Origin of the sequence: Bordetella genomosp. 10, assembly GCF_002261225.1 — a bacterium.
GTDB lineage: Bacteria > Pseudomonadota > Gammaproteobacteria > Burkholderiales > Burkholderiaceae_B > Bordetella_C.
Genome location: NZ_NEVM01000002.1, coordinates 786,399 through 813,065 on the forward strand (window position 1 = coordinate 786,399; position 26,667 = coordinate 813,065).

Here is a 26,667-nt window from a genome sequence, read left to right on the forward strand (position 1 = left end):
GAAATCCGGGAATCAGGCCGGCTTCGTCTCGTCCAGCACGCGCTGCGCTTCCTCGCGCACGCGCGCCGGCGCGGTGCCGCCGACGTGGTCGCGGGCGGCCACGGAGCCTTCCAGCGTCAACACCTGGTGGATGTCCTCGCCGATGGCGGCGTTGTAGGCCTGCAGTTCGGCCAGGGTCAGGTCGGCCAGGTCGCAGCCGCGCTGTTCGCAGTCGCGCACCGCGTGCGCCACCACTTCATGGGCGTCGCGGAAGGGCAGGCCGCGCTTGACCAGGTAGTCGGCCAGGTCGGTGGCCGTGGCGAAACCCTGCAGCGCCGCGGCGCGCATGTTGTCGGCCTTGACCTTGATGCCGCCGGCCATGTCCGCGAAGATGGTCAGCGTGTCGCGCAGCGTGTCCGCCGTGTCGAACAAGCCTTCCTTGTCTTCCTGGTTGTCCTTGTTGTACGCCAGGGGCTGGCCCTTCATCAGCGTGAGCAGGGCGACCAGGTGGCCGTTGACGCGGCCGGTCTTGCCCCGCGCCAGTTCCGGCACGTCCGGGTTCTTCTTCTGCGGCATGATGGAGCTGCCGGTGCAGAAGCGGTCGGCCAGGTCGATGAAGCCGACGCGCGGGCTCATCCACAGCACCAGCTCTTCCGAGAAGCGCGACACGTGGGTCATCACCAGCGCGGCGGCGGCGCAGAACTCGATGGCGAAATCGCGGTCCGACACGGCGTCCAGCGAATTGCGGCAGACGCCGTCGAAGCCCAGGGTGCGCGCGACGCGCTCGCGATCGATGGGATAGCTGGTGCCGGCCAGGGCGGCCGCGCCCAGCGGCAGGCGGTTGACGCGGCGGCGGCAGTCGGCCAGGCGCTCGGCGTCGCGGCCGAACATTTCGGCGTAGGCCAGCAGGTGGTGGCCGAAGGTCACCGGCTGGGCGACCTGCAGATGAGTGAAGCCGGGCATGATGGTGCCGGCGTTTTCCAGGGCCACCCCGGCCAGGGCATGGCGCAACTGGCGCAGCAGGTCGAGCAGGATGTCGATTTCGCCGCGCAGCCACAGGCGGATGTCGGTGGCCACCTGGTCGTTGCGCGAACGGCCGGTATGCAGGCGCTTGCCGGCGTCGCCGACCAGCTCCACCAGGCGCTTTTCGATGTTCAGGTGGACGTCTTCGAGGTCGAGCAGCCACTGGAAGCCGCCGGCCTCGATTTCGGACAGGATTTGCGCCATGCCGCGCTGGATGTCGGCCAGGTCCTGGGCGGAAATGATGCCCTGGGCCGCCAGCATGTCGGCGTGGGCCAGCGAACCCTGGATGTCGTGGCGTGCCAGGCGCTTGTCGAAATCCACCGAGGCGGTATAGCGCTTGACGAGATCGGAAACCGGCTCGGAGAAGCGGGCGGACCAGGCCTGGGCCTTGTTGGCGAACTGGTCCTGGGCGGGAGACGAGGTGTTTGCGGGGGTGTTTGCCATAGTGGGGGGGATTATAGAACCCGCCCGCGAACGCGGCATGCGATAATTTCATCCCTCCTTTTCAGCCTCCCGCATCCCCCGCAATGAGCACAGCCCGAGTCGCTATCGCGCAAATCAACGCTTGTGTCGGAGACCTGTCCGGCAACGTCCAACGCGTGCTGGCGGCGGCCCGCCAGGCGCACGGGCAGGGCGCTGACATCCTGCTGACGCCGGAACTGGTGCTGACCGGCTACCCGCCCGAGGACTTGCTGTTGCGGCCGCAATTCGTGCAGGCGCAACTGCGGGAACTGGATGGCCTGCGCCGCGAACTGGCGCAATTCAAGGGCCTGCGGGTGGTGGTCGGCCACGTCGACGGCGAAGGGCGGTCGCTGTACAACGCCGCCAGCGTGTTCCTCGAAGGCGAGACGCTGGGCACCTACCGCAAGCGCGAGCTGCCCAATTATTCGGTATTCGACGAGCAGCGCTACTTCAAGGCGGACGGCGCGCCGCTGATCTTCGAGGTCGCCGGCGTCACCTTCGGCGTGGTGATCTGCGAGGACATGTGGTTCGACCGCGCGCCGGCGGCCGCGCGCCAGGCCGGCGCCCAGGTGCTGCTGGTGCCCAACGCGTCGCCCTACAACACCGGCAAGCAGGACGATCGCCTGCGCGTGGCGCGCGAGTGCGTGCGCGTCGGCGACTGCGCGGTGGTCTACGCCAATATGGTGGGCGGACAGGATGAGCTGGTGTTCGACGGCGCGTCCTTCGCCATGGACCGCGCCGGCCAGGTGACGGCGCGCCTGCCGGATTTCGCCGAGGACGTGCAGTCCGTGCTGGTCGATGCGCAGGGCAACGTGCGCCCGGCCACGCCGCAGGCCGCCGTCGCCGTGCCCGAACCCGAGGCGCAGGTGTGGCAGGCGCTGGTCGTGGGCGTGCGGGACTACCTGGGCAAGAACCGCTTTCCGGGCGCCATCATCGGCCTGTCCGGCGGCATCGATTCGGCCGTGGTGCTGGCCGTGGCGGTGGACGCGCTGGGTGCGGAGAACGTGCGCGCCGTCATGATGCCGTCGCGCTATACCGCGGACATTTCGCAGATCGACGCCGAGGACATGGCCAAGCGCCTGGGCGTGCAGTACGACGTCATCACCATCGGTTCGGTGGTCGATTCCTTCGAGGCCATGCTGGCGCCGCATTTCGCCGGGCTGCCGGTGGACGCGACGGAAGAGAACATCCAGGCGCGCGTGCGCGGCACGCTGCTGATGGCCCTGTCGAACAAGACGGGCCGGCTGGTGCTGACCACCGGCAACAAGTCGGAGATGACCACCGGCTATTGCACGCTGTACGGCGACATGGCCGGCGGCTTCGCCGTCATCAAGGACGTGCCCAAGACCCTGGTCTACCGCCTGGCCGTGTGGCGCAACCGGCAGCGGGAAATCATCCCGGAACGCATCATCACCCGGCCGCCTTCGGCCGAGCTGCGGGAAGACCAGAAGGACCAGGACAGCCTGCCGCCCTACGACATCCTCGACGGCATCGTCGAGCGCTACATGGAGCGCAACGAATCGGCCGCCGAGATCGTCGCCGCGGGCTTTCCGCGGGAAGCGGTGGAGCAGGTCGTGCGCCTGATCCGCATCAATGAATACAAGCGCCGCCAGGCCCCTCCGGGACCGCGCATCACGCCGCGGGCGTTCGGCCGGGATTGGCGCTATCCTGTCACCAACGGCTTTCGCGAAACCGTGTGAGCCTCGATAAATAAAGAGCAGAAAGGACTCAAGTGAAACAAGTCACCGCTATCATCAAACCGTTCAAGCTCGACGAAGTGCGCGAGGCGCTGGCCGAAGTGGGCGTCAGCGGGCTGACCGTCACCGAGGTCAAGGGTTTCGGCCGCCAGAAAGGCCATACCGAGCTCTATCGCGGCGCCGAATACGTCGTCGATTTCCTGCCCAAGATCCGCGTCGAAGTGGTGCTGCCGGATGAGCTGGTCGAATCGGCCATCGAAGCCATCGTCAAGGCCTCGCGGACCGGCAAGATCGGCGACGGCAAGATCTTCGTCAGCCCCGTCGAGCAAGCCATCCGCATCCGCACCGGCGAAGCCGACGACGAAGCGCTGTAGAAGGCCCCCCCGTACCGCGCGGAGCGTGGCCCCCCAAGGGGGCGACACCGGCGGACCGGGGGACCCGGATCCGCGGTGTCCTCGATTGGTTTGAGTTCTTTAGCTACAGCTATAGCTATCCATAGCTATAGCTTTTCATCTTGCAGTTGCGCACAGCGCTGGAATATTGAATCGGTGATGGCCTGGCGCGAATGTTCGCGCCGGTCTATCAGGCCGACGGCCCGGGTGACGGGGCCGATGTCTTCGGGCAGGGGCAATACGCGCAGGTCGGGCGCCGTCGCCCATTGCGCGGCCTTCAGCAGGGGCAGCAGCGTCACGCCCACTTCCTGTCTTACCAATTCCACCACGGTTTCGATCGAGTTCAATTCCAGGAACTCGTGCACGTGCACGTTCAATCGCCGGAGCACGCGGTCGATCTGCAGGCCCGTGCGCTGGGTGCGGTCGAAGCGCAGGAAAGGGTTGCGCTCCAGCAGTTCGTGCAGGGTGTCGCCCGGCGCGCTCGGCGGGGCGATCGCCACCAGCGGTTCTTCATAGAGCGGGGTCCAGCGCGTGCTGGCCATGCGCCGGCCCGATTCCACCACCAGGGCGGCGTCCAGCTCGCCGTTCTCGACCTTGCCCGCCAGTTCGCTGGACTTGCCGGAAAACAGGCGCACGTCCAGGCCGTCGTGCTCGCGCTTGAGCGCCGAGACCGCCTTGGACAGCAGGCCCATGCAGGACACGATGGCGCCCACGGCCACGGAGCCCGCCAGCTCGCCCGGCCCGGGCCGGCGCGGGGAACGGATACGGTCGTACAGATCCAGGAATTGCTTGATCTCGGGCAGCAGGTCGCGGCCGGCGGCGTTGAGGATGGCCAGCCGCCCGCTGCGGTCGAACAGCTCGCGGCCCAGTTCTTCCTCCAGCGCGCGCATCTGGAAGCTGACCGCCGCCTGGGTCAGCGCCACCCGCTCGGCGGCCTCCGAGAAAGACCCGTAGCGGGAGACGGCGACGAAGGTGCGCAGGAAACGGATGGTGCTCATGAAGGACTCGCAAATACGGGGTTGGCCCGCCGGCGGCGGGCGGCGCATACTCGGGCGCATGCTCGATTCGGAGATGGGTACGGAGAGCCGGCGCCGGCTGCCCGCGCCCCGCGCGGCATGACGCCCGAATCGCCTCCCCGACGACTCATAAAATTTTCTTGTATGACGCGAAAAAAAATCAAATTGATTTAATTAGATCACGCGTGTACCTTGCGTGGTTTGTCTGCCCCTACGCCATTTACTTTTAGCCGAGCGTCATATGAAGAACTTCATCTGGGAAAACCCGTATCCGACCATACGCGCGCCGCTGTTCGCCCGCAATATCGTGTCGACGTCGCACCCGTTGGCGGCCCAGGCGGGCCTTCGTATGCTGCTCAAGGGCGGCAGCGCCATCGACGCGGCGGTCGCCGCCGCGGCCACCATCGCCCTGACGGAGCCGGTTTCCTGCGGCCTGGGCAGCGATTGCTTCGCCATCGTGTGGGACGGCAAGGAGCTGCACGGCCTGAATTCCTCCGGCGTGGCCCCGGCCGCCTGGAGCGTCGATTACTTCAAGAAGAAGTACGGCACGGGCTCGGACGGCCTGGCCGTGCAGCCCAAGCGCGGCTGGGACAGCGTGACGGTGCCCGGCGCGGTGGCCGGCTGGGCCGCCCTGCATGAGAAGTTCGGCAAGCTGCCGTTCGAAACCCTGTTCGAGCCCGCCATCGAGATCGCCGAGCGCGGCTATTCCGTGCCGCCCATCACCGCGCGCAAGTGGGACGCCGCCGTGGCCGAGCTGAAGGACCAGCCCGGCTTCGCCCAGGCCTTCATGCCCAACGGCCGCGCGCCGGCCGTGGGCGAGCACTTCCGCATCCCGGAAGCCGCCTGGACGCTGCGCCGCATCGCCGAGAGCAAGGGCCGCGACTACTACGAAGGCGACATCGCCGCCAAGATCGTGGCGCACAGCAAGGAATGCGGCGGCTCGATGACGCTGGACGACCTGCGCAACTACCGTCCCGACTTCGTCAAGACCATCTCGCGCAAGTACCGCGGCTACGAAGTGCATGAAATCCCGCCCAACGGCCAGGGCATCGCCGCCCTGATGGCGCTGGGCATCCTGGACCATTTCGACCAGGCCGGCCTGCCGCTGGACTCGGTGCGCGCGCAGCACCTGCAGATCGAAGCCATGAAGCTGGCCTTCGCCGACCTGTACAAGTACGTCGGCGACCCGCGCACCATGGAAGTGACGCCCGAGCAGATGCTCGACGACGCCTACCTGGCCTCGCGCGCCAAGCTCATCGACATGGACCGCGCCACGCACTTCGCCGCGGGCCGTCCGCATGCCGGCGGCACCATCTACATGACCACCGCCGACGAAAGCGGCATGATGGTGTCCTTCATCATGTCCAACTACATGGGCTTCGGTTCGGGCGTGGTGGTGCCGGGCACCGGCATCAGCCTGCAGAACCGCGGCGTCGGCTTCTCGATGGACCCGAAGGCGGCCAACGTGGTCAAGGGCGGCCATCGTCCTTTCCACACCATCATCCCCGGCTTCCTGACGCGCGACGGCCAGCCCGTCATGAGCTTCGGCGTCATGGGCGGCGACATGCAGCCGCAAGGCCACTTGCAGACCGTCTCGCGCATGCTGGACTATCATCAGAACCCGCAGGCCGCGTGCGACGCGCCGCGCTGGAAGGTCAACCGCGACTTCACGCTGGACCTGGAGTCGACCATGCCCGCCGCCACGGTGGAAGGGCTGAAGAACCTGGGCCACTCGCTCAAGAGCGTGAACGATCCTTACATGGACTTCGGTTCGGGCCAGTTCATCTGGCGCATGTCGGAGAACGACCGCGAGCTGGGCTACGTGGCGGCCAGCGACAGCCGCCGCGACGGCCAGGCCGTCGGGTTCTGAGCGGCGCCCGCGCCGGCGATCACACCAGCACACTAGACTAGGGGAATGGGCAATATGAAGAAACTGGCAAGCGCCATCGGCGCCGCGGTCCTCCTGCTGGCCTCCGGGGCGACGCTGGCCCAGGAGATCCGCATCGGCTTGCAGGAGGATCCGGACGTCCTCGATCCGCATCGCGCGCGCACCTACGTCGGCCGCATCGTCTTCACGTCGCTGTGCGACAAGCTGGTCGACATCGACCCGCGCCTGCACATCGTGCCGCAACTGGCCGAGTCGTGGAACTGGAACACCGACAACACGGTGCTGACCTTCAAGCTGCGCAAGGACGTGGTGTTCCATGACGGCACCAAGTTCGACGCCGCGGCCGCCAAGGCCAACCTGGACCGCGCCCGCACGCTGCCGGACAGCTTCCGCAAGGGCGAGCTGGCCTCGGTCGAGAAGGTCGAGGCGCCCGACGCCGATACCCTGGTGCTGACGCTGAAGGGCCCCGACGCTTCGCTGCTGGCGCAGTTGAGCGACCGCGCCGGCATGATGCTGTCGCCGGCGTCCTTCGATCCCAAGGATCCCAACGCGGTGGGCCGCAAGCCCATCTGTTCGGGCCCGTACAAGTTCGTCGAGCGCGTGCAGAACGACCGCATCGTCCTGGACAAGTTCGACCAGTACTACGACGCCAAGGACTACCACTTCAGCCGCATCACCTTCCTGCCCATCCCGGACACCACGGTGCGCTTGCAGAACCTGCGCGCCGGCGGCCTGGACATGCTGGAACGCCTGAGCCCGTCGGACGCGCCGGACGTCAAGAAGGACAGCAGCCTGCACTTCTCGTCGGTGGCCGGCCTGGGCTTCCAGGAAGTGGTGTTCAACTCGAACAACGGCAAGCGCGGCGAGGCCAATCCCTTCCGCGATCCGCGCGTGCGCGAGGCCTTCGAGTTGGCGCTGGACCGCGACGCCATCAACGAAGTGGTGGGCGGCGGCATTTTCGAGCCTGCCAACCAGCCGTTCCCGCCGGCCAGCCCGTACCACAGCGACAAGTTCCCGCTGGTCAAGCGCGACGTCGAGAAGGCCAAGGCGTTGCTGAAGGAAGCCGGCAAGACCCAGGTCAAGGCGGAGCTCGCCTTCGGCAACAACACGACCACCGCCGCGATCGCCGAAATGATCCAGGCCATGGAGCGCGAGGCCGGCATCGAGCTGAGCCTGCGGCCCACCGACTACGCCGCGCTGCTCGGCCAGATGCACAACGGCAATTTCGAGCTGGCCTTGCGCGGCTGGTCCGGCCGTCCCGACCCCGACGGCAACATCACGCAGTTCGTGAGCTGCAAGGGCGAGCTGAACGACGGCCACTACTGCAACGCCGAGGTCGACAAGCTGCTGTTCGATGCCCGCAAGGTGCCGGACGAGGCCAAGCGCAAGGCCTTGTACGACCAGGCCCAGGCCATCCTGCGCAAGGACGTGGCCGACGCCTTCCTGTACTTCCAGCCGTGGCCTTTCGCCATGCAGCGCAAGGTGCAGGGCTTCCTGCCGTATCCCGACGGCATGATCCGCCTGAAGGGCGTTTCCTTCGCCACGAAGTAAGGCAAGTCCCGGCGCGCGGCGTCTTCCCTGGCCGGAAGATGGCCGCGCGTTTGGCATTTTTCGGTCCGACCCATGATCAAGCTCATCCTGCGCCGCGTGATCGTCGCGATACCGACACTGATACTGGTGTCCATCATCGTCTTCGCGCTGCAAAAACTCCTGCCGGGCGATCCGGTGCTGACCCTGGCCGGCGAGGAGCGCGATCCGGCCGTGCTCAATTACCTGCGCGAGAAATACCACCTGAACGATCCGCTGCCCATGCAATACGTGGCCTGGGTCGGGCAGGTGATGACGGGCGACCTGGGCAAGTCCCTGCGCACCGACGTGCCGGTCACCGAGCTGATCGCCCAGAAGCTGCCGGTGACCCTGCAACTGGCCGCCATGGCCATGGTGCTGGCCTTGATCGTCGGCATCCCCACCGGCATCCTGGCGGCCGTGCGCAAGGGCAAGCTGACGGAATACGGCGCCAACGTGGCGGCGCTGTCGGGCATGTCCATTCCCAATTTCTGGCTGGGCATCATCCTGATCATGGTGGTGTCGGTGCAATTGCGCTGGCTGCCGGCGTCCGGCTACGTGTCGCCCGGCGAGGATTTCTGGCTGTCGATGAAGACCATGCTGATGCCCGCCATCGTGCTGTCGACCTCGCTGGCGGCCTACCTGATGCGCCACACCCGTTCGTCCATGCTGGAGGCGCTGGGCGCCGACTACGTGCGCACCGCCCGCGCCAAGGGCGTGTCGCCGCGCAACGTGGTCCTGCGCCACGCCTTGCGCAACGCGCTGATGCCCATCATCACCCTGGTCACGCTGCTGTTCGGCGAACTGCTCGCCGGCGCCGTGCTGACCGAGCAGGTGTTCACCATTCCCGGCTTCGGCAAGCTGGTGGTCGACGCCGTGTTCAACCGCGACTATGCCGTGGTGCAGGGCGTGGTGCTGTGCGTCGCCGTGGGCTTCATCCTGATGAACCTGCTGGCCGACATTCTCTACATCGTCGTCAATCCCCGTCTGAGGCATTCATGAGCGCATCTTCCGCCGCGGCCGCGCCCGGCACGCCGCCTCGCAGCGGCAACCGGGCCTGGGGCAAATTCAAGCGCAATCGCATCGCCATGGTGGGCGCGGCGATCGTCCTGTTCTTCGTGGCGGTCGCCATCCTGGCGCCGCTGATCGCCAACCACGATCCTTTCCAGACCAGCTTCTCGACCATCCGCAAGGCGCCCTCGGCCAAATTCTGGCTGGGCACCGACGAGCTGGGCCGCGACATCTTCAGCCGCATGGTCTACGGCGCCCGCGCGTCCCTGATGGCGGGCCTGGCGTCGGTGGTCATCGCCATGGTCGTGGGCGTGCCCTTCGGGCTGGCCGCCGGCTATTTCGGCGGCTGGACCGACAGCGCCATTTCGCGCGTCACCGAAGCGCTGCTGGCGATTCCCTTCCTGATCCTGGCGATCGCGCTGGCCGCCTTCCTCGGGCCCAGCCTGGTCAACGCCATGATCGCCATCGGGGTCTCGGCGGCGCCGAAGTTCGTGCGGCTGGCGCGCGGGCAGGCCATGGCGGTGCGCAACGAGGACTACGTGCAGAGCGCGCGCGCCCTGGGCGCCTCGGACCTGCGCATCCTGGCCCGCCACGTGCTGCCGAACATCATGCCGCCGCTGATCGTGCAGGCCACCATCACCATCGCCACGGCCATCATCGCCGAGGCCAGCCTGTCCTTCCTGGGCCTGGGCTTGCAGCCGCCCAATCCTTCGTGGGGCTCCATGCTGAACACGGCGAAGAACTTCATGACGCAGGCGCCCTGGATGTCGATATTCCCGGGTTCGGCGATTTTCCTGGCGGTGCTGGGATTCAACCTGCTGGGCGACGGCTTGCGCGACGCCCTCGACCCCCGTCAGGACAAGTAAATGGCCATGATCGATACGCGGCGCGTGGCGCAGGTCGAGGACCTGACCGTGCGCTTCCAGACCCATGACCGCACCGTCGAGGCGGTGCGCAACGTTTCCTTCCACGTGGACCGGGGCGAGACCCTGGCCATCGTGGGCGAGTCCGGCTCCGGCAAATCGGTGACCTCGCTGGCGCTGATGCGCCTGGTGGAGTACGGCGGCGGCACGATCGCCAACGGCCGCATCCACCTGCGCCGGCGCAACGGCGACGTCCTGGACATGACCGCCGCCGCCGAGCGCACGCTGCAAGGCGTGCGCGGCGCGGACGTGGCGATGATCTTCCAGGAGCCCATGACCTCGCTCAACCCCAGCTTCACGTCGGGCCGGCAGATCGCCGAGGCCTTGCAACTGCACCAGGGGCTGGACGCGGGCGCGGCCCGCGCCGAGGCCCTGCGCATGCTGGAGCGGGTGCGCATCCCGGAAGCGAAATCGGTGCTGGACCGCTATCCGCACCAATTGTCCGGAGGCATGCGCCAGCGCGTGATGATCGCCATGGCGCTGTCGTGCAAGCCGCAACTGCTGATCGCCGACGAGCCGACCACCGCGCTGGACGTGACCATCCAGGCCCAGATCCTGCAATTGATCCGCCAGTTGCAGGAGGAAATGGACATGGGCGTGATCTTCATCACCCACGACATGGGCGTGGTGGCGGAGGTCGCCGACCGGGTGCTGGTGATGTACCGCGGCGACAAGGTGGAAGAGGGCGGGGCGGACGAGGTGTTCGCCGAGCCGCGGCACCCCTATACGCGCGCGCTGCTGTCGGCCGTGCCGCGCCTGGGGGCGATGCACGGCACCGATGAGCCGGCGCCGTTTCCGCTGCTGAAAGTGGGCGACGCGGAGGCGGAGGGTGCGGCCGCGAGCGCAGGCGCGGATACGGGCATGGGCACGACGGCCACGGCTGCCGCTTCCGCGCCGGCCGCGCCGGCCGCATCGGCCGAATCGTCCGCGATCCAGGCGGGCGCCCAGCCCAGCACGGTCCGGCGCGAGCAGGGCCCGGTGCTCAAGGTGCGCGACCTGGTCACGCGCTTCGACATCGCCGGCGGCGTCCTGGGCCGCGTGCAGCGGCGCGTGCACGCCGTGGAAAAGGTCAGTTTCGATCTCTATCCCGGCGAGACGCTTTCGCTGGTCGGCGAATCGGGCTGCGGCAAGACCACCACCGGCCGCTCGCTGCTGCAACTGGTCAAGAGCCAGGGCGGCTCCATCGAGTTCGACGGGCGCGACATCGGCGCGCTGCGCGGCGCGGCCATGCAGACCCTGCGCCGGCACATCCAGTTCATCTTCCAGGATCCCTTCGGCTCGCTGGACCCGCGCATGACCGTGGGCGATTCCATCATGGAGCCCTTGCTGATCCACGGCGCGGCCAAGGGCCAGGCGGCGCGGGACCGGGTGCGCTGGCTGATGGACAAGTGCGGCCTGCTGCCGGAGATGATCGGCCGCTACCCGCATGAATTCTCCGGCGGCCAGCGCCAGCGCGTGTGCATCGCGCGGGCCCTCGCGCTGAATCCCAAGGTGGTGATCGCCGACGAATCGGTGTCGGCGCTGGATGTGTCCATCCAGGCGCAGATCGTCAACCTGCTGCTGGACCTGCAGCGCGAACTGGGCGTGTCCTTCCTGTTCATCTCCCACGACATGGCGGTGGTGGAGCGCATCAGCCATCGCGTGGCGGTGATGTACCTGGGGCAGATCGTCGAGATCGGCCCGCGCCGCGCCATCTTCGAGAATCCCCAGCATCCCTACACGAAGAAGCTGATGGCCGCCGTGCCCATCGCCGATCCGCAGCGCCGCCATCGGCAGCGCTCCCTGCTGGTGGACGAGATTCCCAGCCCGGTGCGCAAGGTCGGCGACGATCCGGTGGTGGCGCCGCTGGTGGAGGTCGGGCCGGGGCATTACGTGGCGCGCCACTCGGTCGGCGTCTATTGACCGACGGCGCGGCGGGGCAAGGCGCTATGATGGCGCCTTTGCGCCGGCACCGGGCGCCGCTGGCGCCGGTCGCGTTTCTCGGATTCGATTTCATGGCATTACGCGCCACCATCTACAAGGCCGATCTGCACATCGCGGACGGCGACCGGCATTACTACGGCAGCCATGCCTGCACCGTGGCGCGCCATCCTTCGGAGACGGACGAACGGCTGATGGTGCGCCTGCTGGCCTACGCGCTGAACGCCGACGCCGAGGAGACGCTGGCCTTCACCAAGGGCCTGAGCGATGCCGACGAGCCCGATCTGTGGCGCAAGGACCTGACCGGCGCGATCCAGTCCTGGATCGAGATCGGCCAGCCCGACGAACGCCGCCTGCTCAAGGCCAGCGGCCGCGCCGACCGCGTGGTGGTGTATTGCTACGGCCACGCCAGCGACATCTGGTGGAACGGCATCCGCAACAAGGTGGAGCGGGCGCGCAACCTGAGCGTGGTCTATTTCCCGTTCACCGCGACGCAGGAACTGGGCCGCCTGGCCCAGCGCACCATGGACCTGCACGTGAACGTGCAGGACGGCGAGCTGTACGTCACCGCGCCTGGCGGCGAGGTGACGGTGTCGCCCCAGATCTGGCGCTGATACGGGACCGGCCCCGCCACTACGGCAGGGCAGGCCGCGCGTCGCGCAGGACGCGCGCGCGTTCCCAGAAAGCGGGCAGGAAGCCCTCGGCCACCAGCAGCGGCTGGCCCATGCGCCAGAAGACGGAGCGGCGCGCCAGGACGCCGGGCGGCGGCATTGCACGGGCGCCGGCCTCGGCCTCGACGATGGCGAGCGTCAGGGTAGGGACCGCGGCCGGCGCCGGCCCATCGGCCTGCCCCGCCCGCAGCGCCGCCAGGGCGGTGCGATGAAAGGGCACGGGCGACGCCAGGCGGCGGCAGACGAACCGCGAACGGCGCACCCCGCTGTCGTGGTAGAGCATGTCGGCCAGCGGCCGCGTGCGCAGCCGCCGCATGCCTTGCCACATGGCGCGCGACGCCGCCAGGGGCGTGAGGCTGCGGGCCACCACGCTGTCGACGCCGTCCACCGACATCAACACCTCGCGCACCCACACCGCCGCGCCGGGGGCCAGGCGCAAGGCCAGCGCCTCGTCGGGCCGCGCGCCTTCGGCGTACTCGGCCAGCACGCGCAGCCGCACCTGCCCCAATCGGCGCAGGCCGGCCGTCAGGGCGCCGGGACGGAACAGCCAGTATTTCTGGACGGCGGTGAGGGAGGGCGGGGGCGCGGCCAGCCAGCCGCCCGCGGGCAGATGCGAGGTCTTCATGGCGGCGTATTATCCCGTCCGATCGCCGCGCCGCAAAATCGAGCGGCCGCCCGCCAACGTAAAATGCGTCTTTTGCACGCCGCCGTCCCCATGGAAAAAGTACGCATCTCCAAGCTCATGTCCGAACGCGGGCTATGTTCACGCCGCGAGGCCGACAGCTATATCGAGCGGGGCTGGGTCCGGGTCGACGGCGCGGTCGTCTCCGAACTGGGCGCGCGCGCCTATCCCGACCAGGTCATCACGCTGGAACGCGCCGCGCAGGCGCGCCAGACCTCGCGCGTCACCATCCTGGTCCACAAGCCCATCGGCTACGTCTCCGGCCAGGCCGAGGACGGCTACCAGCCGGCGGTGGTGCTGGTCACGCCGCGCGGCCGCGCCGCCAACGACCGGTCCCCGCTGCGCTTCGAGCGCGCCCATCTCCAGGGCCTGGCCGTGGCCGGCCGGCTCGACATCGATTCCACCGGCCTGCTGGTGCTGACGCAGGACGGCCGCGTCGCCAGGCAACTGATCGGCGAGGATTCGGACGTCGAAAAGGAATACCTGGTGCGCGTGCAGGGGCGGTTGTCGCCCCACGGCCTGGCCCTGCTCAATCACGGGCTGGCGCTGGACGGCAAGCCGCTGCGCCCGGCGCACGTGACGTGGCAGAATGACGACCAGTTGCGCTTCGTGCTCAAGGAAGGCAAGAAGCGGCAGATCCGCCGCATGTGCGAACTGGTCGGCCTGAAGGTGGTGGGGCTGAAGCGGGTGCGCATCGGCCGCGTGGCCCTGGCCGACCTGCCGCTGGGCCAGTGGCGCTATCTGCGCGATCACGAAAAATTCTAGTCACGAAGAATTCTAGTCACTAAAAGTTCTACTCACGAAAACTTCTAGATCGGCGACAGTTCTTTCAGGCGATTTCGGCCGCGGGGCCGCGCCAGCTTGCTGTCATATGCGTCGCGTAGGCTGGCGCGGGCCCGGGGATCCTATCAGCGCGGGCCGCTCAGCCCGCTGCGCAGCCGTTCGGAGAGGAAGTCGACGAAGATGCGCGTCTTGGCGGGCAGCAGCCGCGTCTCGGTCACCGCGTAGACCGGGAAAGGACCCGCTTCCCAGTCCGTCAGCACCCGTTGCAGCGTTCCGGCCGCCAGTTCCGGGCGGGCGCTGTCCTCGGCAAGGATGGCGATGCCGGCGCCCAGCACGGCCAGCCGTCGTATCATGCCGGTACTGTTCAGGGAGAAACGCTTGCCAGGATGGAACTCGATGTGCTCCCCCCGGCTGTGCAGCGGCCAGCGCGTGACGCGCGAGCCCTGCGTGGCGCGGAATTCGATGCATTCGTGCCGCGCCAGGTCCGCCGGATGGGAGGGCGTGCCATGCTCGGCCAGGTAACTCGGGGCGGCGTAGAGATGGGCGTGCATGGCGCCCAACTGGCGCGCGATGCGGGTCTGCGCGGGCTGTTCGCCGATTTCGATGGCGACGTCGCAGGTCTGGAACACCTGGCCGGCGTGCTCGGGCGCCGCCAGGTCCAGGCGAAACGTGACATCCGGATAGCGGCGCGAGAACTCCATGAAGATCTCCGCCAGGAAGTCGGTGCCGAAGTCCGCCGGCATGTTCACCCGCAGCGGCCCGAAGGGCGTGCTGGCGAGGTCCATGATTTCTTCGTGCGCCACTTGCGCCTCGGCCACGATATGCTGGCAGCGCGCGTAATAGCGCTCGCCGGCGTCGGTCAGCTCCACCTTGCGCGTGGTCCGGCTGAGCAGCCGCAGGCCCAGGGAACGTTCGAGGTCGGCCACCTGTCGGGAGAGGGTGGATTTGGGGATGCCGAGGGCCAGGGCGGCGCGGCTGAAACTTTTCGCCTTGGCGACCTCGACGAACAATTCCATGGTTTGTAACTGTTTGCTCATGTCCGAGATTATCCCATGAGTGGAACTATGTTTTCGTAGTAGCTTAGCTGCGTTACCCCAGTGGAATAGTGCACAATGCACCCTTTTGCGCCGCAACAAATCTAGCAAGTGGTAAAAATCAGGGTTTGCGTTGTTTCGCCTAATAAACGAGTAGTAGAGCCTAACCCGCTTCGGCTTGCGACCCGCAGGCGTCCGAGCCCCGCTTACGTTGGAACCAGGAAATGCAACAACTGAAGAAAAAGACCGCCGCGCGCACGGGCGCGGTAGCGGCTATCGCTGCACTCACGCTCGCGCTGGCTGCATGCGGTAAACAGGATCAGGCGCCGCAGGCTGGCAAGCCCACCGTCGGCGTGGTGACCCTGAAGACCCAGCCGGTTTCGTTGACGACGGAATTGCCCGGGCGCACCTCCGCTTTCCGCATCGCCGAAGTGCGGCCCCAGGTCAACGGCATCGTGCTCAAGCGCACGTTCACCGAAGGCGGCAGCGTGAAGGCCGGCCAGCAGCTCTATCAGATCGACCCGGCGCTGTACCAGGCGACCCTGGACAGCAACCGCGCCGCGCTGGCGCGCGCCGAGGCGACGCTGAAGACCGCGGGCCTGCTGGCCCAGCGCTACAAGCCGCTGGTCGAGACCCGCGCCATCAGCCGCCAGACCTATGACGACGCCGTCGCCTCGCGCGACCAGGCCGCCGCCGACGTGCAGTCGGCCAAGGCCGCCGTCGACACGGCGCGCATCAACCTGGTCTACACGCGGGTGCTGTCGCCCATCGAGGGCATCATCGGGCGTTCCACGGTGACCGAGGGCGCGCTGGTGACCGCCAACCAGACCAATGCGCTGGCCTCCGTGCAGCAGATCGACCCCATCTACGTCGACGTCGTCCAGTCCAGCACCCAGTTGCTGCGCCTGCAGGACCAGTTGTCCAAGGGCCTGATCAAGCGCGCGGAAGGCGAGCAGGCGGCCCAGGTCGGCCTGACGCTGGAAGACGGCAGCCAGTACAACCAGCAGGGCAAGCTGCAGTTCTCCGAAATCACGGTGGACCAGAGCACCGGCTCGGTGACGCTGCGCGCGGTGTTCCCCAACCCCGACCATCGCCTGCTGCCCGGCATGTTCGTGCGCGCCCGCCTGGTCGACGGCATCGCCCAGCAAGGCCTGCTGGTGCCCCAGAAGGGCGTCGCGCGCAGCCAGAACGGGACGCCCACCGCCCTGGTGGTGAACGCCCAGAACAAGATCGAACTGCGCGAGATCAAGACCGACCGCGCCATCGGCAGCAACTGGCTGGTGACCGACGGTCTGAAGGCCGGCGACCGCGTCGTGGTCGAAGGCGTGCAGACGGCGCGTCCCGGCGCGGAAGTCACGGCCAATGAAGTCAGCGCCGACGCGGCGCCGGCCGGTCAGAACAAGGCGGCTCCGGCCGCGGCGGCGCAAGCCAGCTAGGAGCCCGCAGCATGGCAAAGTTTTTTATCGATAGGCCGGTATTCGCCTGGGTGATCGCCATCGTCATGATGCTGGCGGGGGCCCTGTCGATTTTCGGCCTGCCCGTCTCGCAGTACCCGAATATCGCGCCGCCTTCCATCGCCATCCAGGTGACCTACCCGGGCGCCTCCGCGCAAACGGTGCAGGACACCGTGGTGCAGGTGATCGAGCAGCAGATGAACGGCATCGACGGCATGGAATACATGTATTCCGAAAGCGCCGCCGACGGCAGCGTGACGATGACCCTCACGTTCCGCCAGGGCACCAACCCCGACACGGCCCAGGTGCAGGTGCAGAACAAGCTGTCGCTGGCCACGCCGCTGCTGCCGCAGGAAGTGCAGCAGCAGGGCATCCGCGTGACCAAGGCCACCAAGAACTTCCTGATGGTGGCGGGCTTCATCTCGCGCGACGGCAGCATGACGCGCGCCGACCTGTCCGACTACGTGGCGTCCTACGTGCAGGATCCCATCAGCCGCACCAACGGCGTGGGCGACTTCCAGTTGTTCGGTTCGTCGTACGCCATGCGCATCTGGCTGGATCCGGCCAAGCTGCTGAACTACGGCCTGACCACGGTGGACGTGGTCAACGCCATCAGCGCGCAGAACGTGCAGATCTCCAGCGGCCAGTTGGGCGGCCTGCCCGCCGTGCGCGGCCAGCAGTTGACGGCCACCATCATCGGCCCGACGCGCCTGCAGACGCCCGAGCAGTTCGGCAACATCCTGCTGAAGGTCAACCCGGACGGTTCGCAGGTCCGCGTGCGCGACGTCGGCCGCACCGAGCTCAACGCCTCGTCCTACACCATCGACAGCCAGTACAACGGCCGTCCGGCGGCGGGCCTGGCGATCAAGCTGGCCCCGGGCGCCAACGCGCTGGACACCGCCAAGGCCATCCGCGCGACCATCGACGGTCTCAAGCCCTTCTTCCCGTCCGGCATGGAAGTGGTGTATCCGTACGACACCACGCCCTTCGTCAGCCTGTCCATCGAGGAAGTGTTCAAGACCCTGGGCGAAGCCATCGTGCTGGTGTTCCTGGTGATGTATCTGTTCCTGCAGAACTTCCGGGCGACGCTGATTCCGACGCTGGCGGTGCCGGTGGTGCTGCTGGGCGCCTTCGCCGTGCTGGCGGCCGCCGGTTTCACCATCAACACGCTGACCATGTTCGGGATGGTGCTGGCCATCGGCCTGCTGGTGGACGACGCCATCGTGGTGGTGGAAAACGTCGAGCGCCTGATGGCGGAGGAGGGGCTCACGCCCCTGCAGGCGACCCGCAAGTCCATGGAGCAGATCACCGGCGCGCTGGTCGGCATCGCCATGGTGCTGGCCGCCGTGTTCGTGCCGATGGCGTTCTTCGGCGGTTCGACGGGCGTGATCTATCGCCAGTTCTCCATCACCATCGTGGCCTCCATGGCGCTGTCGGTGCTGGTGGCCATCGTCTTCACGCCGGCGCTGTGCGCGACCCTGCTCAAGCCCATCCCCAAGGGCCATCATGGCGCCAAGACGGGCTTCTTCGGCTGGTTCAACCGCACCTTCGACCGCGGCAGCCACGGCTACGCGAACACGGTGTCGCGCGGGCTGAACCGGCCCAAGCGCCTGATGCTCATCTACCTGCTGCTGGTGGCCGGCATGGTCTTCATGTTCATGCGCGTGCCCAGTTCCTTCCTGCCGGAAGAGGACCAGGGCATCCTGTTCGCGCAGGTGCTGGGCCCCAACGGTTCGACGGCCGAGCAGACGCAGCAGGTTCTGGACCAGGCGACCAAGCACCTGCTCGAGGACGAGAAGGACACGGTCGAGTCGGTGTTCGCCATCAACGGCTTCAACTTCGGCGGCCGCGGCCAGAACGCGGGCCTGATGTTCATCAAGCTGCACGACTGGGCCGACCGCGGCTCGGCCAAGCAGAAGGTCGGGGCCCTGGCCGCGCGGACCCAGGCCTGGTTCGGCCAGAACATCCGCGACGCCCAGGCCTTCGCCTTCGCGCCGCCCGCCGTGCTGGAACTGGGCAACGCCACCGGTTTCGACTTCATGCTGATGGACCGCGCCGGCGTGGGCCACGAGAAGCTGCTTGCCGCGCGCAACCAGTTGCTGGGCGAGGCCATGCAGAGCAAGATCCTGGCGGGCGTGCGGCCCAACGGCGTGGAAGACGCGCCGCAGTACCAGTTGAACATCGACCGCGAGAAGGCCCAGGTGCTGGGACTGTCGATCTCCGACATCGACAGCACCCTGAGCACGGCCTGGGGCTCGTCCTACGTCAATGACTTCATCGACCGCGGCCGCGTCAAGAAGGTGTACGTGCAGGGCGAACCGTCCTCCCGCATGCTGCCCGACGATCTCAACAAGTGGTACGTGCGCAACAGCAGCGGCGGCATGGTCCCGTTCTCGTCCTTCGCGACGGCGGAATGGACCTTCGGCCCGCAGAAGCTGAACCGCTACAACGGCGTGCCGGCGTATGAAATCCTCGGCCAGCCCGCGCCCGGCTACAGTACGGGCCAGTCGATGGCGGAGATGGAGCGTATCGCCGCCAAGCTGCCGCCGGGCGTCGGTTTCGAGTGGACCGGGCTGTCCTATGAGGAACGCCTGTCGGGTTCGCAGGCGCCGGCGTTGTACGCGATCTCGCTGATCGTGGTGTTCCTGTGCCTGGCCGCGTTGTACGAAAGCTGGTCGATTCCGACCTCGGTGCTGCTGGTGGTGCCCCTGGGCATTATCGGGACGCTGGCCGCGACCATACTGCGGGGGCTTTCCAACGACGTGTACTTCCAGGTGGGCCTGCTGACCACCGTCGGCCTGGCATCGAAGAACGCGATTCTTATCGTGGAATTCGCCAAGGAGCACTACGAGCAGGGGGCCAGCCTGGTCGAGGCGGCGGTGCATGCCGCGCGCCAACGCCTGCGGCCCATCCTGATGACGTCGATGGCCTTCATCCTGGGCGTGGTGCCGCTGGCGATTTCCACCGGCGCCGGTTCGGGCAGCCAGAACGCCATCGGCACCGGCGTGATCGGCGGCATGCTGTCGGCGACCTTCCTGGCCATTTTCTTCGTGCCGATGTTCTTCGTGGTCATGCTCAAGCTCTTCCGCGTGAAGCGCCAGAGCGAAAGCGGCGATCCGCACGATCCCAACGATGTCCGGAATCAACCCCGGCAGCAGCCCGCGTCCGAGCCGTCGGGAGGGCATGCCGAATGAACGCACCAGTCATGCATAACAACAAGATGTCGTCCCCGCGCTCCTTCCGTCCCGGCCGCCTGGCCGTGGCGGTCGCGCTGGCCAGCGCGCTGGCCGGGTGCACGCTGATCCCCGACTACCAGCGCCCCGCGGCGCCGGTGGACGCGGCCTATCCGTCCGGCCCGGCCTACGACACGCCGGCCGGCGCGGCCGCCAAGCCCGCCAGCAACGCCGGCGTGGCGACGGCCGATATCGGCTGGCGCGACATGTTCCCCGATCCGCTGTTGCAGCAACTGGTGGACCTGTCGTTGTCGAACAACCGCGATCTGCGCATCGCCGCCCTGAACGTGCAGGCGGCGCAGGCGCAGTACCGCATCCAGCGCGCCGATCTCATGCCGACGGTGGGCCTGGGCGCGACCGAGACCGCGCAGCGCACGCCGCACGACCTGACGTCCAGCGGCAAGGCGGTGACCTCGCACACCTACCAGGTCGGCGCCTCGCTGTCCTGGGAGCTGGACCTGTTCGGCCGCATCCGCAGCCTGTCGGAAGAGGCCTTGCAGACCTTCATGGCGCAGGACGAGACCCGCAACGCCACGCAACTGACGCTGGTGGCGGAGGTGGCCAACGCCTACCTGACGCTGCGCGCCGACCAGGAACTGCTCAAGCTGACCGAGGACACGCTGAAAAGCCAGCGCGATTCCTACAACCTGACCAAGCAGAGCTACGACAACGACGTGGCGACGGCGCTGGACCTGAGCCAGGCCGAGGTGTCCGTGCGCACCGCGGAAAGCAACCATGCGCAGTACTCGCGGCAGGTGGCGCAGGACATGAACGCGCTGGTGCTGCTGCTGGGCAATCCCTTGCCCGCCGACGTGCGGGCAAGGCTGGAAACGCCGGGACGCCTGGACGACGCGCTGATCCCCACCGCCTTGCCGGCCGGCTTGCCGTCCGACCTGCTGGAGCGCCGTCCGGACATCCGCGCGGCCGAGCACAACCTGCTGGCCGCCAACGCCAATATCGGCGCGGCGCGCGCGGCGTTCTTCCCGACCATCTCGCTGACCGGCAGCGCGGGCACCGCCAGCGCCTCGCTGGGCGGCCTGTTCAAGGGAGGCTCGGGCGCGTGGAGCTTCGAACCGCAGATCACCACGCCCATCTTCGCCGGCGGCTCGCTGCTGGCGAACCTGGACGTGGCCAAGCTGCAGAAGCAGATCCAGGTGGCCACGTACGAGCAGGCCATCCAGACGGCTTTCCGCGAAGTGGCCGATGCCCTGGCCGGGCGCGGCACGCTGGACCAGCAGATCCAGGCGCAGCAACTGCTGGTGCAGGCCGACCAGCGCGCCTACGACCTGTCGCAGCAGCGCTTCCGCCAGGGGGTGGACAACTACCTGACGGTGCTGGACTCGCAGCGTTCCCTGTACAGCGCGCAACAGACCCTGGTGGCGACGCGCCTGACGCGCCTGACCAATCTGGTGACCTTGTACAAGGCGCTGGGCGGAGGCTGGACCGACAAGACGGTGCAGGCGCAAGCCGCCGCGCAAGAGCCCCAGGCCGCGCAGTGAGGGCAGGCTGGGCGCGAGCGGAGGCCGCCCCGGCGTCCGGCGCGCTTAGCCTTCGCGCTGCTCCAGCACGAAATGGGCGCGCTCGTCCTGCGCCAGCAGCCCGGTCAGCCAGGGCATGGCTTCCTTCAGCGCCGCGTGCAGCGTCCACGGCGGATTGACCAGGAACATGCCGCTGCCGTGCAGGCCGAAGCCGGTGGCGGCGGGCTTCCTGACCGACAGCGCGACGTGCAGCCAGCTCTTGACCTCCAGCCGCTCCAGTTGGCGCGGCAGGTCGTTCGACTCGCGCCGCTGCACCTGCGGATACCAGACGGCGTAGGTGCCGGTGGCGAAGCGCTTGACGCCTTCCTTCACCGTGGTCAGCGCGCGCCGGTAGTCCTGCTTGTCCTCATAGGAGGGGTCGATCAGCACCAGCCCGCGGCGCGGCGGCGGCGGCAGCAGGGCCTTCACGCCCTCGAAGCCGTCGGTGTCGTAGATCGTGGTCTGGCGCAGGGCGACGCGGCCCTGCTGCTCCAGGTTGCGGACCAGGACCTCGGCCTCGCTGGGGTGCATTTCGAACAGGCGCAGGCGGTCGCTTTCGCGCAGGGCCTCCAGCGTCAGCCAGGGCGAGCCCGGGTAGTTGCGCAGGCGGCCGTCGGGATTGTGGGCGCGCACCCGCTCGACATAGCGCGCGAACAGCGGCGGCAGGTCGTCGCGCTCCCACAGGCGCGCGATGCCGTCGGCATATTCGGCGTTCTTGTTGGCCCAGTCGCTGTCCAGGCGGTAAAGCCCGGCGCCGGCGTGGGTGTCGACCACCCAGTAGGGCGTGTCCTTGCGATTCAGGTAATCGAGGACGTGCAGGAGGATGGCGTGCTTGAGCACGTCGGCATGGTTGCCGGCGTGGAAGGCGTGGCGGTAGCTGAACACGCGGCGTCCCCGTCAGGCCTGCGCCGGGAAGGGCGGGCGGATCGTATCGAGCATGTCGGTGAACAGGGCGTCCACGCCCCAGGCCAGCAGGTCGCGGGCGCGCTGGGGGTCGTTGACCGTCCAGGCGCACAGCCGGTAGCCGGCCTCGTGCACCTCGCGCACCAGCTCGGGCGTGACGTCCTTCTGGTTGACGTTCAGGGCCACGCAGTCGTGCTGCACCAGGCGGTCGCGCCAGTCGGCCGGGATCTGCTCGACCAGGAGGGCGCGCGGCAGCAGGGGCGCGGCGACGTGGGCGGCCGCCAGGGCTTCCTCCGAGAAGGAGGACAGCAGGGGCGGGGTGGCGGCGTCGCGCCACAGCCGCTGCACGGCCAGGGCCGCGGCGGTGCCGGTCTCGGCCTCGCGGCCGGGGCAGGGCTTGATTTCCACGTTGCTGGCGATGCCGTGCCGCAGGGTGAAGGCGGCGGCTTCGTCCAGGCTGGCCATGCGCTCGCCGGCATGGGCGGGCGAGAACCAGGAGCCGGCGTCCAGGGCCGACAGTTCGGCCCAGGTCCGGGCCTGCGCCGGCCCGTGGCCGTTGGAGGTGCGGTCGAGATCGTCGTCGTGCAGCAGGAAGAGCACGTCGTCCTTGCTGAGCTTGACGTCGTACTCGAACATGGCGAAGCCGTGCTCGGCGCCCACCCGCATCGCGGCGGGGGTGTTCTCCGGCGCCAGCTTGCCGCCGCAGCGGTGCGCGATCAGGGACGGGTAGGGCCAGGAAAAGGAGGAGGCGGTCATGGGGAAGGAACCTGGGTGAAAACGGACGCGCGCCGCCCGGGGCGGGTGTCGCGGGCGGCGGCGTGACACGGACAAGCCGCCAAGGATACCGCAGGCGGCCGCGGCGGCGCTCGGCGCCCCTGCCAGTGGTGGTAAACTGCTTGCCCGCTGATCCGATAGTATGCAGTGTCGGCTGCGTAGTATGAGAGCAAGGCGAATCCGTTCGCCTTTTTTTATGCGTTTTGTGTGGCATGCCGTCGATTTCCCGTCGCGGCGGCCGCATTGGTTCTCGGGTACTCCATGTTCGAATTCATTCGCAATCATCAGCGCTGGATGCAACTTATCCTGCTGATCCTGATCGTGCCGTCCTTCGCCTTCTTCGGCGTGCAGAGCTATAGCAGCTTCATGTCGGAAGAACCCAAGATGGCCACGGTCGCGGGTCACCCGATCACCCAGCGGGAGTACGACCAGGCCCGCCGCAACCAACTGGACCAGTACCGCCAGATGATGGGCGCGCGCTTCGACGCCGCCGCCCTGGACAACCCGGCCATGCGCCAGCGCCTGCTCGACCAGATGATCGACCAGCGCGTGCTGGCCGCCGCCGCCGCCGACAATCGTTTTTCGGTGTCGGACGAGACCCTGCGCAATACCATCGCCTCCAATCCCGCGGTGCAGGAGGACGGCCGCTTTTCCGCCGAGCGCTACCGCGCCGCGCTGGCCGCCCAGGGCTTGAGCCCGGCCGCCTTCGAGGCCAATCTGCGCGCCCAACTGGCCGTGGACCGCGTGCTGCAACCCGTCGGCCAATCGGCGCGCGTGCCGGGCACGGTCACCGCCGACGTCGAAAACGCCCTGACCGAGAGCCGCAGCGTCCGCCTGCGCCGCTATGCCGCGACCGATTACCGTTCGCAGGTGCAGGTCAGCGACGCCGACCTGCAAACCTGGTACGACGCCAACAAGCAGCAATTCCAGGTGCCCGAGCAGGTGAAGGCGCAATACCTGGTCCTGGACGAGGCGGCCGCCAGCGCCGGCATCGAGGTCAAGGACGAGGACATCCAGCGCTATTACGACCAGAACAAGAGCCGCTTCGGCCAGCCGGAACGCCGTCGCGCCAGCCACATCATGATCGAGCTGCCGGCCAACGCCACCGACGCGCAGCGCAAGGCGGCGCAGGCCAAGGCAGAGGACCTGGCCAAGCAGGCGGCCGCCGATCCGGCCGGCTTCGCCGAACTGGCCAAGAAGAATTCGCAGGACGCCGGCTCGGCCGCCAAGGGCGGCGACCTCGGCTGGCTGGCGCCGGGCGTGATCGCGCCCGCGCTGGAAAAGGCCATCGACGGCCTGAAGAAGGACCAGGTGTCGGGCGTGGTGCAGAGCCCCTACGGCCTGCACATCCTCAAGCTGACCGACATCCAGCCCGCGCAGTTCAAGCCGCTGGCCGAGGTGAAGTCGCAGATCGTCGACGAGATCCGCAAGCAGATCGCCGCTTCGCGCTTTTCCGACATGGCGACCAAGCTGACCTCGCTGGTCTACGACCAGCGCGACAGCCTGCAACCGGCCGCGGACGCGCTGGGCCTGAAGCTGCGGGAAGCCGGCGGCATCGGCCGCACCGAACTGCTGCCGCCCGACCAGGCGGGTCCGGGGTCGGCCGCCGCCAGCCCGGATTCGTCCCTGCTGGACAGCCCGCGCTTGCGCCAGGCGCTGTTCTCGCCCGAGGTGCTGCGCGACAAGCAGAATTCCGGCGTCATCGAACTGTCGCCCGACACCATGCTGGTGGTGCGCGTGGCCGGCCTGACGCCGGCCCACGTGCCGCCGCTGGACCAGTTGAAGGACAAGATCCGCGCCAAGCTGGTCGACGAGCGCGCCGCCGACGCGGCCGCCAAGGCGGGCGAGCAGGCGCTGGAAACGCTGCGCAAGGACCCGGCGGCGTCGCTGGACGGTTTCGCGCCGGCCGTCGACGTGTCGCGCGACAATCCGCAGAATCTGTCGCGTCCGGTGCTCGACGCCGTCATGCGCGCGCCCGCCAAGCCGCTGCCGGCCTACGCCGGCGCCCGCGAGTCCAGCGACTACGTGATCGCGCGCGTTGAGAAGGTCGAGGCCGGCAAGAACGATCCTTCCGTCACCGCGACCCTGAACCAGCAACTGTCCTCCGCCTGGGGCCAGGCCGAAGACGCCGCCGTGCTGAAGGTGCTGCGCGAGCAGTACAAGGTGCAGATCGCGCCGGAAGCGGCGAAAGTGCTGAAGGGCGACGACATCCAGACGGACGCGGGCTGATCGCGTCCGCGGGACGTCTTTTTCGCGTCTTTGTCTTTACTTCTTCAGCAAGGGCGCCAGCGCCGGCCACACGTTGTCCAGCAGCTTGGGCTGGCCCGCTTCGTTGGGATGCAGGCCGTCGGCCTGGAACAACTCGCGGTCGGTGGCGATGCCGTCCAGCAGGAAGGGCACCAGGCTGGATTGGGTTTCCCGGGCGATTTTCGGGAATAGCGCGGCGAAGCGCGTGGTGTAGTCGCGGCCGTAGTTGGGCGGTATCTGCATGCCGACCAGGACGACCTCGGCGCCGGCCTTCTTCGATTCCTCCGCCAGGGTGCGCAGGTTCCGCTCGGTCATGTTCAATTGCAGGCCGCGGAGGGCGTCGTTCGAGCCCAGCTCGATGATGACGACGGCCGGATGGTGCTGCGCCAGCAGGGCCGGCAGGCGCGTGACGCCGCCGCTGGTGGTGTCGCCGCTGATGCTGGCGTTGATCGTCTTGTAGCCAAGGTTCTTTTCATCCAGCCGCTTTTGCAGCAGGGGCACCCAGCCGCTGCCGCGCGCCACGCCGTACTCGGCGGAGAGGCTGTCGCCCAGGACCAGTATGATGCGCGTTGCGGCGGAACCCGGCGCGGCGGGGGCGGTCTGACCGGTAGCGGGCGTCTGGGCGAGGCAAGGCGCGGCCAGCAAGGCCGCCGCCGCGAACCCGAGACGGAAATACAAGGAACGGAAAAACAGGCGCATGGACACAGGCAACTCGATAGAGGTCAAGGGACTGGGCAAGCACGTCGCCGACGCGGGCGGCCGGCTGGCCATCCTGGAGGATATCGCTTTTACGGTGCGCGCCGGCGAGGCCCTGGCCATCACGGGAAGTTCCGGCTCGGGCAAGTCGACCTTGCTGGGACTGCTGGCGGGCCTGGATGTTCCCTCGTCCGGCAGCGTGCGGCTGGCGGGGCACGACCTGTTCGCCCTCGACGAGGACGGCCGCGCCCGCCTGCGCGCCAGCCACGTGGGCTTCGTGTTCCAGTCCTTCCAGTTGCTGCCCAACCTGACCGCGCTCGAAAACGTCATGCTGCCGCTGGAGCTGGCCGGCCTGCCGGCGCGCGAGGCGGCCGAGGCCATGCTGGACCGGGTCGGCCTGGGCCAGCGCCTGCATCACTATCCCCGCACCCTGTCGGGTGGCGAGCAGCAGCGCGTGTCCCTGGCGCGCGCCTTCGTCGTCGAGCCGGCACTGCTTTTCGCCGACGAACCCACCGGCAGCCTGGACGCCGCCACCGGCGACCGCGTCATCGACCTGATGTTCGCCCTCCAGCGCGAACAGGGCGCCACGCTGGTCCTGGTCACCCACGACCCCGCCCTGGCCTCGCGCTGCGACCGCCAACTCACCCTCGCCGCCGGCCGCGTGGCGAACGGCAACTGACCGCCTGGGCGGTCGAGCCGACATCAATACGCGGGCGCCGCGCGCAAAGGAACGTTATCTCTGGCTGATAACACTCAAGAGTAATGATCTTGATGTTGTTATTAACAGGTGATAACA

At 68.0% G+C, this 26,667-nt stretch carries 21 protein-coding genes; 14 read left to right on the forward strand and 7 right to left on the reverse strand.

Translation table 11 applies throughout. From position 1 onward, the window contains the following. Positions 1–12: 12 nt before the first annotated feature. On the reverse strand, positions 13–1,446 hold the full coding sequence (gene argH / locus CAL29_RS12865) for an argininosuccinate lyase (RefSeq protein WP_094853405.1): 1,434 nt from the start codon (positions 1,444–1,446) through the stop codon (positions 13–15). Positions 1,447–1,529: 83 nt separating this feature from the next. On the opposite strand from argH, the gene CAL29_RS12870 reads away from it, so the two are divergent. Continuing rightward, positions 1,530–3,164 carry an NAD+ synthase gene (locus CAL29_RS12870; RefSeq protein WP_094853406.1) on the forward strand — a complete coding sequence of 545 codons (1,635 nt, stop codon included), beginning with the start codon at positions 1,530–1,532 and terminating at the stop codon, positions 3,162–3,164. A 32-nt stretch (positions 3,165–3,196) separates the two neighbouring features. Further along, positions 3,197–3,535, forward strand: a complete 339-nt coding sequence (locus tag CAL29_RS12875) for a P-II family nitrogen regulator (RefSeq protein WP_094853407.1) — start codon at positions 3,197–3,199, stop codon at positions 3,533–3,535. Positions 3,536–3,660: 125 nt separating this feature from the next. On the opposite strand, the gene CAL29_RS12880 is transcribed toward CAL29_RS12875, so the two are convergent. Next, positions 3,661–4,551, reverse strand: coding sequence for a LysR family transcriptional regulator (locus CAL29_RS12880; protein ID WP_094853408.1), 891 nt, complete (start codon positions 4,549–4,551; stop codon positions 3,661–3,663). A 259-nt stretch (positions 4,552–4,810) separates the two neighbouring features. On the opposite strand from CAL29_RS12880, the gene CAL29_RS12885 reads away from it, so the two are divergent. The 6 genes from CAL29_RS12885 (at position 4,811) to CAL29_RS12910 (ending at position 12,491) form a co-directional block, all read left to right on the forward strand. Further along, the gene (locus tag CAL29_RS12885) at positions 4,811–6,439 is read left to right on the forward strand and encodes a gamma-glutamyltransferase family protein (protein ID WP_094853409.1); all 1,629 of its coding nucleotides are present in this window, start codon (positions 4,811–4,813) and stop codon (positions 6,437–6,439) included. A gap of 54 nt (positions 6,440–6,493) precedes the next feature. Next, positions 6,494–8,008, forward strand: coding sequence for an ABC transporter substrate-binding protein (locus CAL29_RS12890; protein ID WP_094854057.1), 1,515 nt, complete (start codon positions 6,494–6,496; stop codon positions 8,006–8,008). 72 nt (positions 8,009–8,080) lie between these two features. Then, positions 8,081–9,025 (forward strand): ABC transporter permease, encoded by a 945-nt coding sequence (locus CAL29_RS12895; protein ID WP_094853410.1) that lies wholly within the window; start codon positions 8,081–8,083, stop codon positions 9,023–9,025. Beyond that, a complete protein-coding gene (locus CAL29_RS12900; RefSeq protein WP_094853411.1) occupies positions 9,022–9,900 on the forward strand; it encodes an ABC transporter permease in 879 nt (292 codons plus the stop codon). The genes CAL29_RS12895 and CAL29_RS12900 overlap by 4 nt, the downstream gene beginning before the upstream one ends. After that, complete coding sequence (locus CAL29_RS12905; protein WP_179284004.1) at positions 9,901–11,859, forward strand: dipeptide ABC transporter ATP-binding protein; 1,959 nt, start codon at positions 9,901–9,903, stop codon at positions 11,857–11,859. Between the two features lie 92 nt (positions 11,860–11,951). After that, on the forward strand, positions 11,952–12,491 hold the full coding sequence (locus tag CAL29_RS12910; RefSeq protein WP_094854059.1) for a YaeQ family protein: 540 nt from the start codon (positions 11,952–11,954) through the stop codon (positions 12,489–12,491). A 19-nt stretch (positions 12,492–12,510) separates the two neighbouring features. Here the strand turns inward: CAL29_RS12910 and CAL29_RS12915 are convergent, their stop codons facing one another. Next, positions 12,511–13,173: a chorismate--pyruvate lyase family protein gene (locus CAL29_RS12915; RefSeq protein ID WP_094853412.1), complete on the reverse strand. Its 663-nt coding sequence runs from the start codon at positions 13,171–13,173 to the stop codon at positions 12,511–12,513. Positions 13,174–13,263: 90 nt separating this feature from the next. Between CAL29_RS12915 and CAL29_RS12920 the strand changes: the two genes are divergently transcribed. Beyond that, positions 13,264–13,995: a pseudouridine synthase gene (locus CAL29_RS12920; RefSeq protein WP_094853413.1), complete on the forward strand. Its 732-nt coding sequence runs from the start codon at positions 13,264–13,266 to the stop codon at positions 13,993–13,995. 143 nt (positions 13,996–14,138) lie between these two features. On the opposite strand, the gene CAL29_RS12925 is transcribed toward CAL29_RS12920, so the two are convergent. Continuing rightward, positions 14,139–15,029 carry a LysR family transcriptional regulator gene (locus tag CAL29_RS12925; protein WP_094854060.1) on the reverse strand — a complete coding sequence of 297 codons (891 nt, stop codon included), beginning with the start codon at positions 15,027–15,029 and terminating at the stop codon, positions 14,139–14,141. 242 nt (positions 15,030–15,271) lie between these two features. On the opposite strand from CAL29_RS12925, the gene CAL29_RS12930 reads away from it, so the two are divergent. The 3 genes from CAL29_RS12930 to CAL29_RS12940 are packed head-to-tail and all read left to right on the forward strand — an operon-like array spanning position 15,272 to position 21,233. Further along, positions 15,272–16,483 carry an efflux RND transporter periplasmic adaptor subunit gene (locus tag CAL29_RS12930; protein WP_094853414.1) on the forward strand — a complete coding sequence of 404 codons (1,212 nt, stop codon included), beginning with the start codon at positions 15,272–15,274 and terminating at the stop codon, positions 16,481–16,483. 11 nt (positions 16,484–16,494) lie between these two features. Beyond that, complete coding sequence (locus tag CAL29_RS12935) at positions 16,495–19,695, forward strand: efflux RND transporter permease subunit (RefSeq protein WP_094853415.1); 3,201 nt, start codon at positions 16,495–16,497, stop codon at positions 19,693–19,695. A gap of 26 nt (positions 19,696–19,721) precedes the next feature. After that, positions 19,722–21,233 (forward strand): efflux transporter outer membrane subunit, encoded by a 1,512-nt coding sequence (locus CAL29_RS12940; protein ID WP_094854061.1) that lies wholly within the window; start codon positions 19,722–19,724, stop codon positions 21,231–21,233. Positions 21,234–21,278: 45 nt separating this feature from the next. Here the strand turns inward: CAL29_RS12940 and CAL29_RS12945 are convergent, their stop codons facing one another. After that, complete coding sequence (locus tag CAL29_RS12945) at positions 21,279–22,136, reverse strand: 23S rRNA (adenine(2030)-N(6))-methyltransferase RlmJ (protein WP_094853416.1); 858 nt, start codon at positions 22,134–22,136, stop codon at positions 21,279–21,281. A 12-nt stretch (positions 22,137–22,148) separates the two neighbouring features. Next, a complete protein-coding gene (ugpQ, locus tag CAL29_RS12950; RefSeq protein ID WP_094853417.1) occupies positions 22,149–22,910 on the reverse strand; it encodes a glycerophosphodiester phosphodiesterase in 762 nt (253 codons plus the stop codon). A gap of 279 nt (positions 22,911–23,189) precedes the next feature. Here ugpQ and CAL29_RS12955 point away from each other — a divergent pair, with 279 nt between their 5' ends. After that, entirely contained in the window at positions 23,190–25,157 is a 1,968-nt protein-coding gene (locus CAL29_RS12955; RefSeq protein WP_094853418.1) for a SurA N-terminal domain-containing protein, read from the forward strand. Between the two features lie 36 nt (positions 25,158–25,193). Here CAL29_RS12955 and CAL29_RS12960 read toward each other — a convergent pair whose 3' ends face one another. Continuing rightward, a complete protein-coding gene (locus CAL29_RS12960; protein WP_256977429.1) occupies positions 25,194–25,874 on the reverse strand; it encodes an arylesterase in 681 nt (226 codons plus the stop codon). Between CAL29_RS12960 and CAL29_RS12965 the strand changes: the two genes are divergently transcribed. Continuing rightward, entirely contained in the window at positions 25,873–26,550 is a 678-nt protein-coding gene (locus CAL29_RS12965) for an ABC transporter ATP-binding protein (RefSeq protein ID WP_256977430.1), read from the forward strand. The genes CAL29_RS12960 and CAL29_RS12965 overlap by 2 nt on opposite strands. The last annotated feature ends 117 nt before the right edge of the window (positions 26,551–26,667 follow it).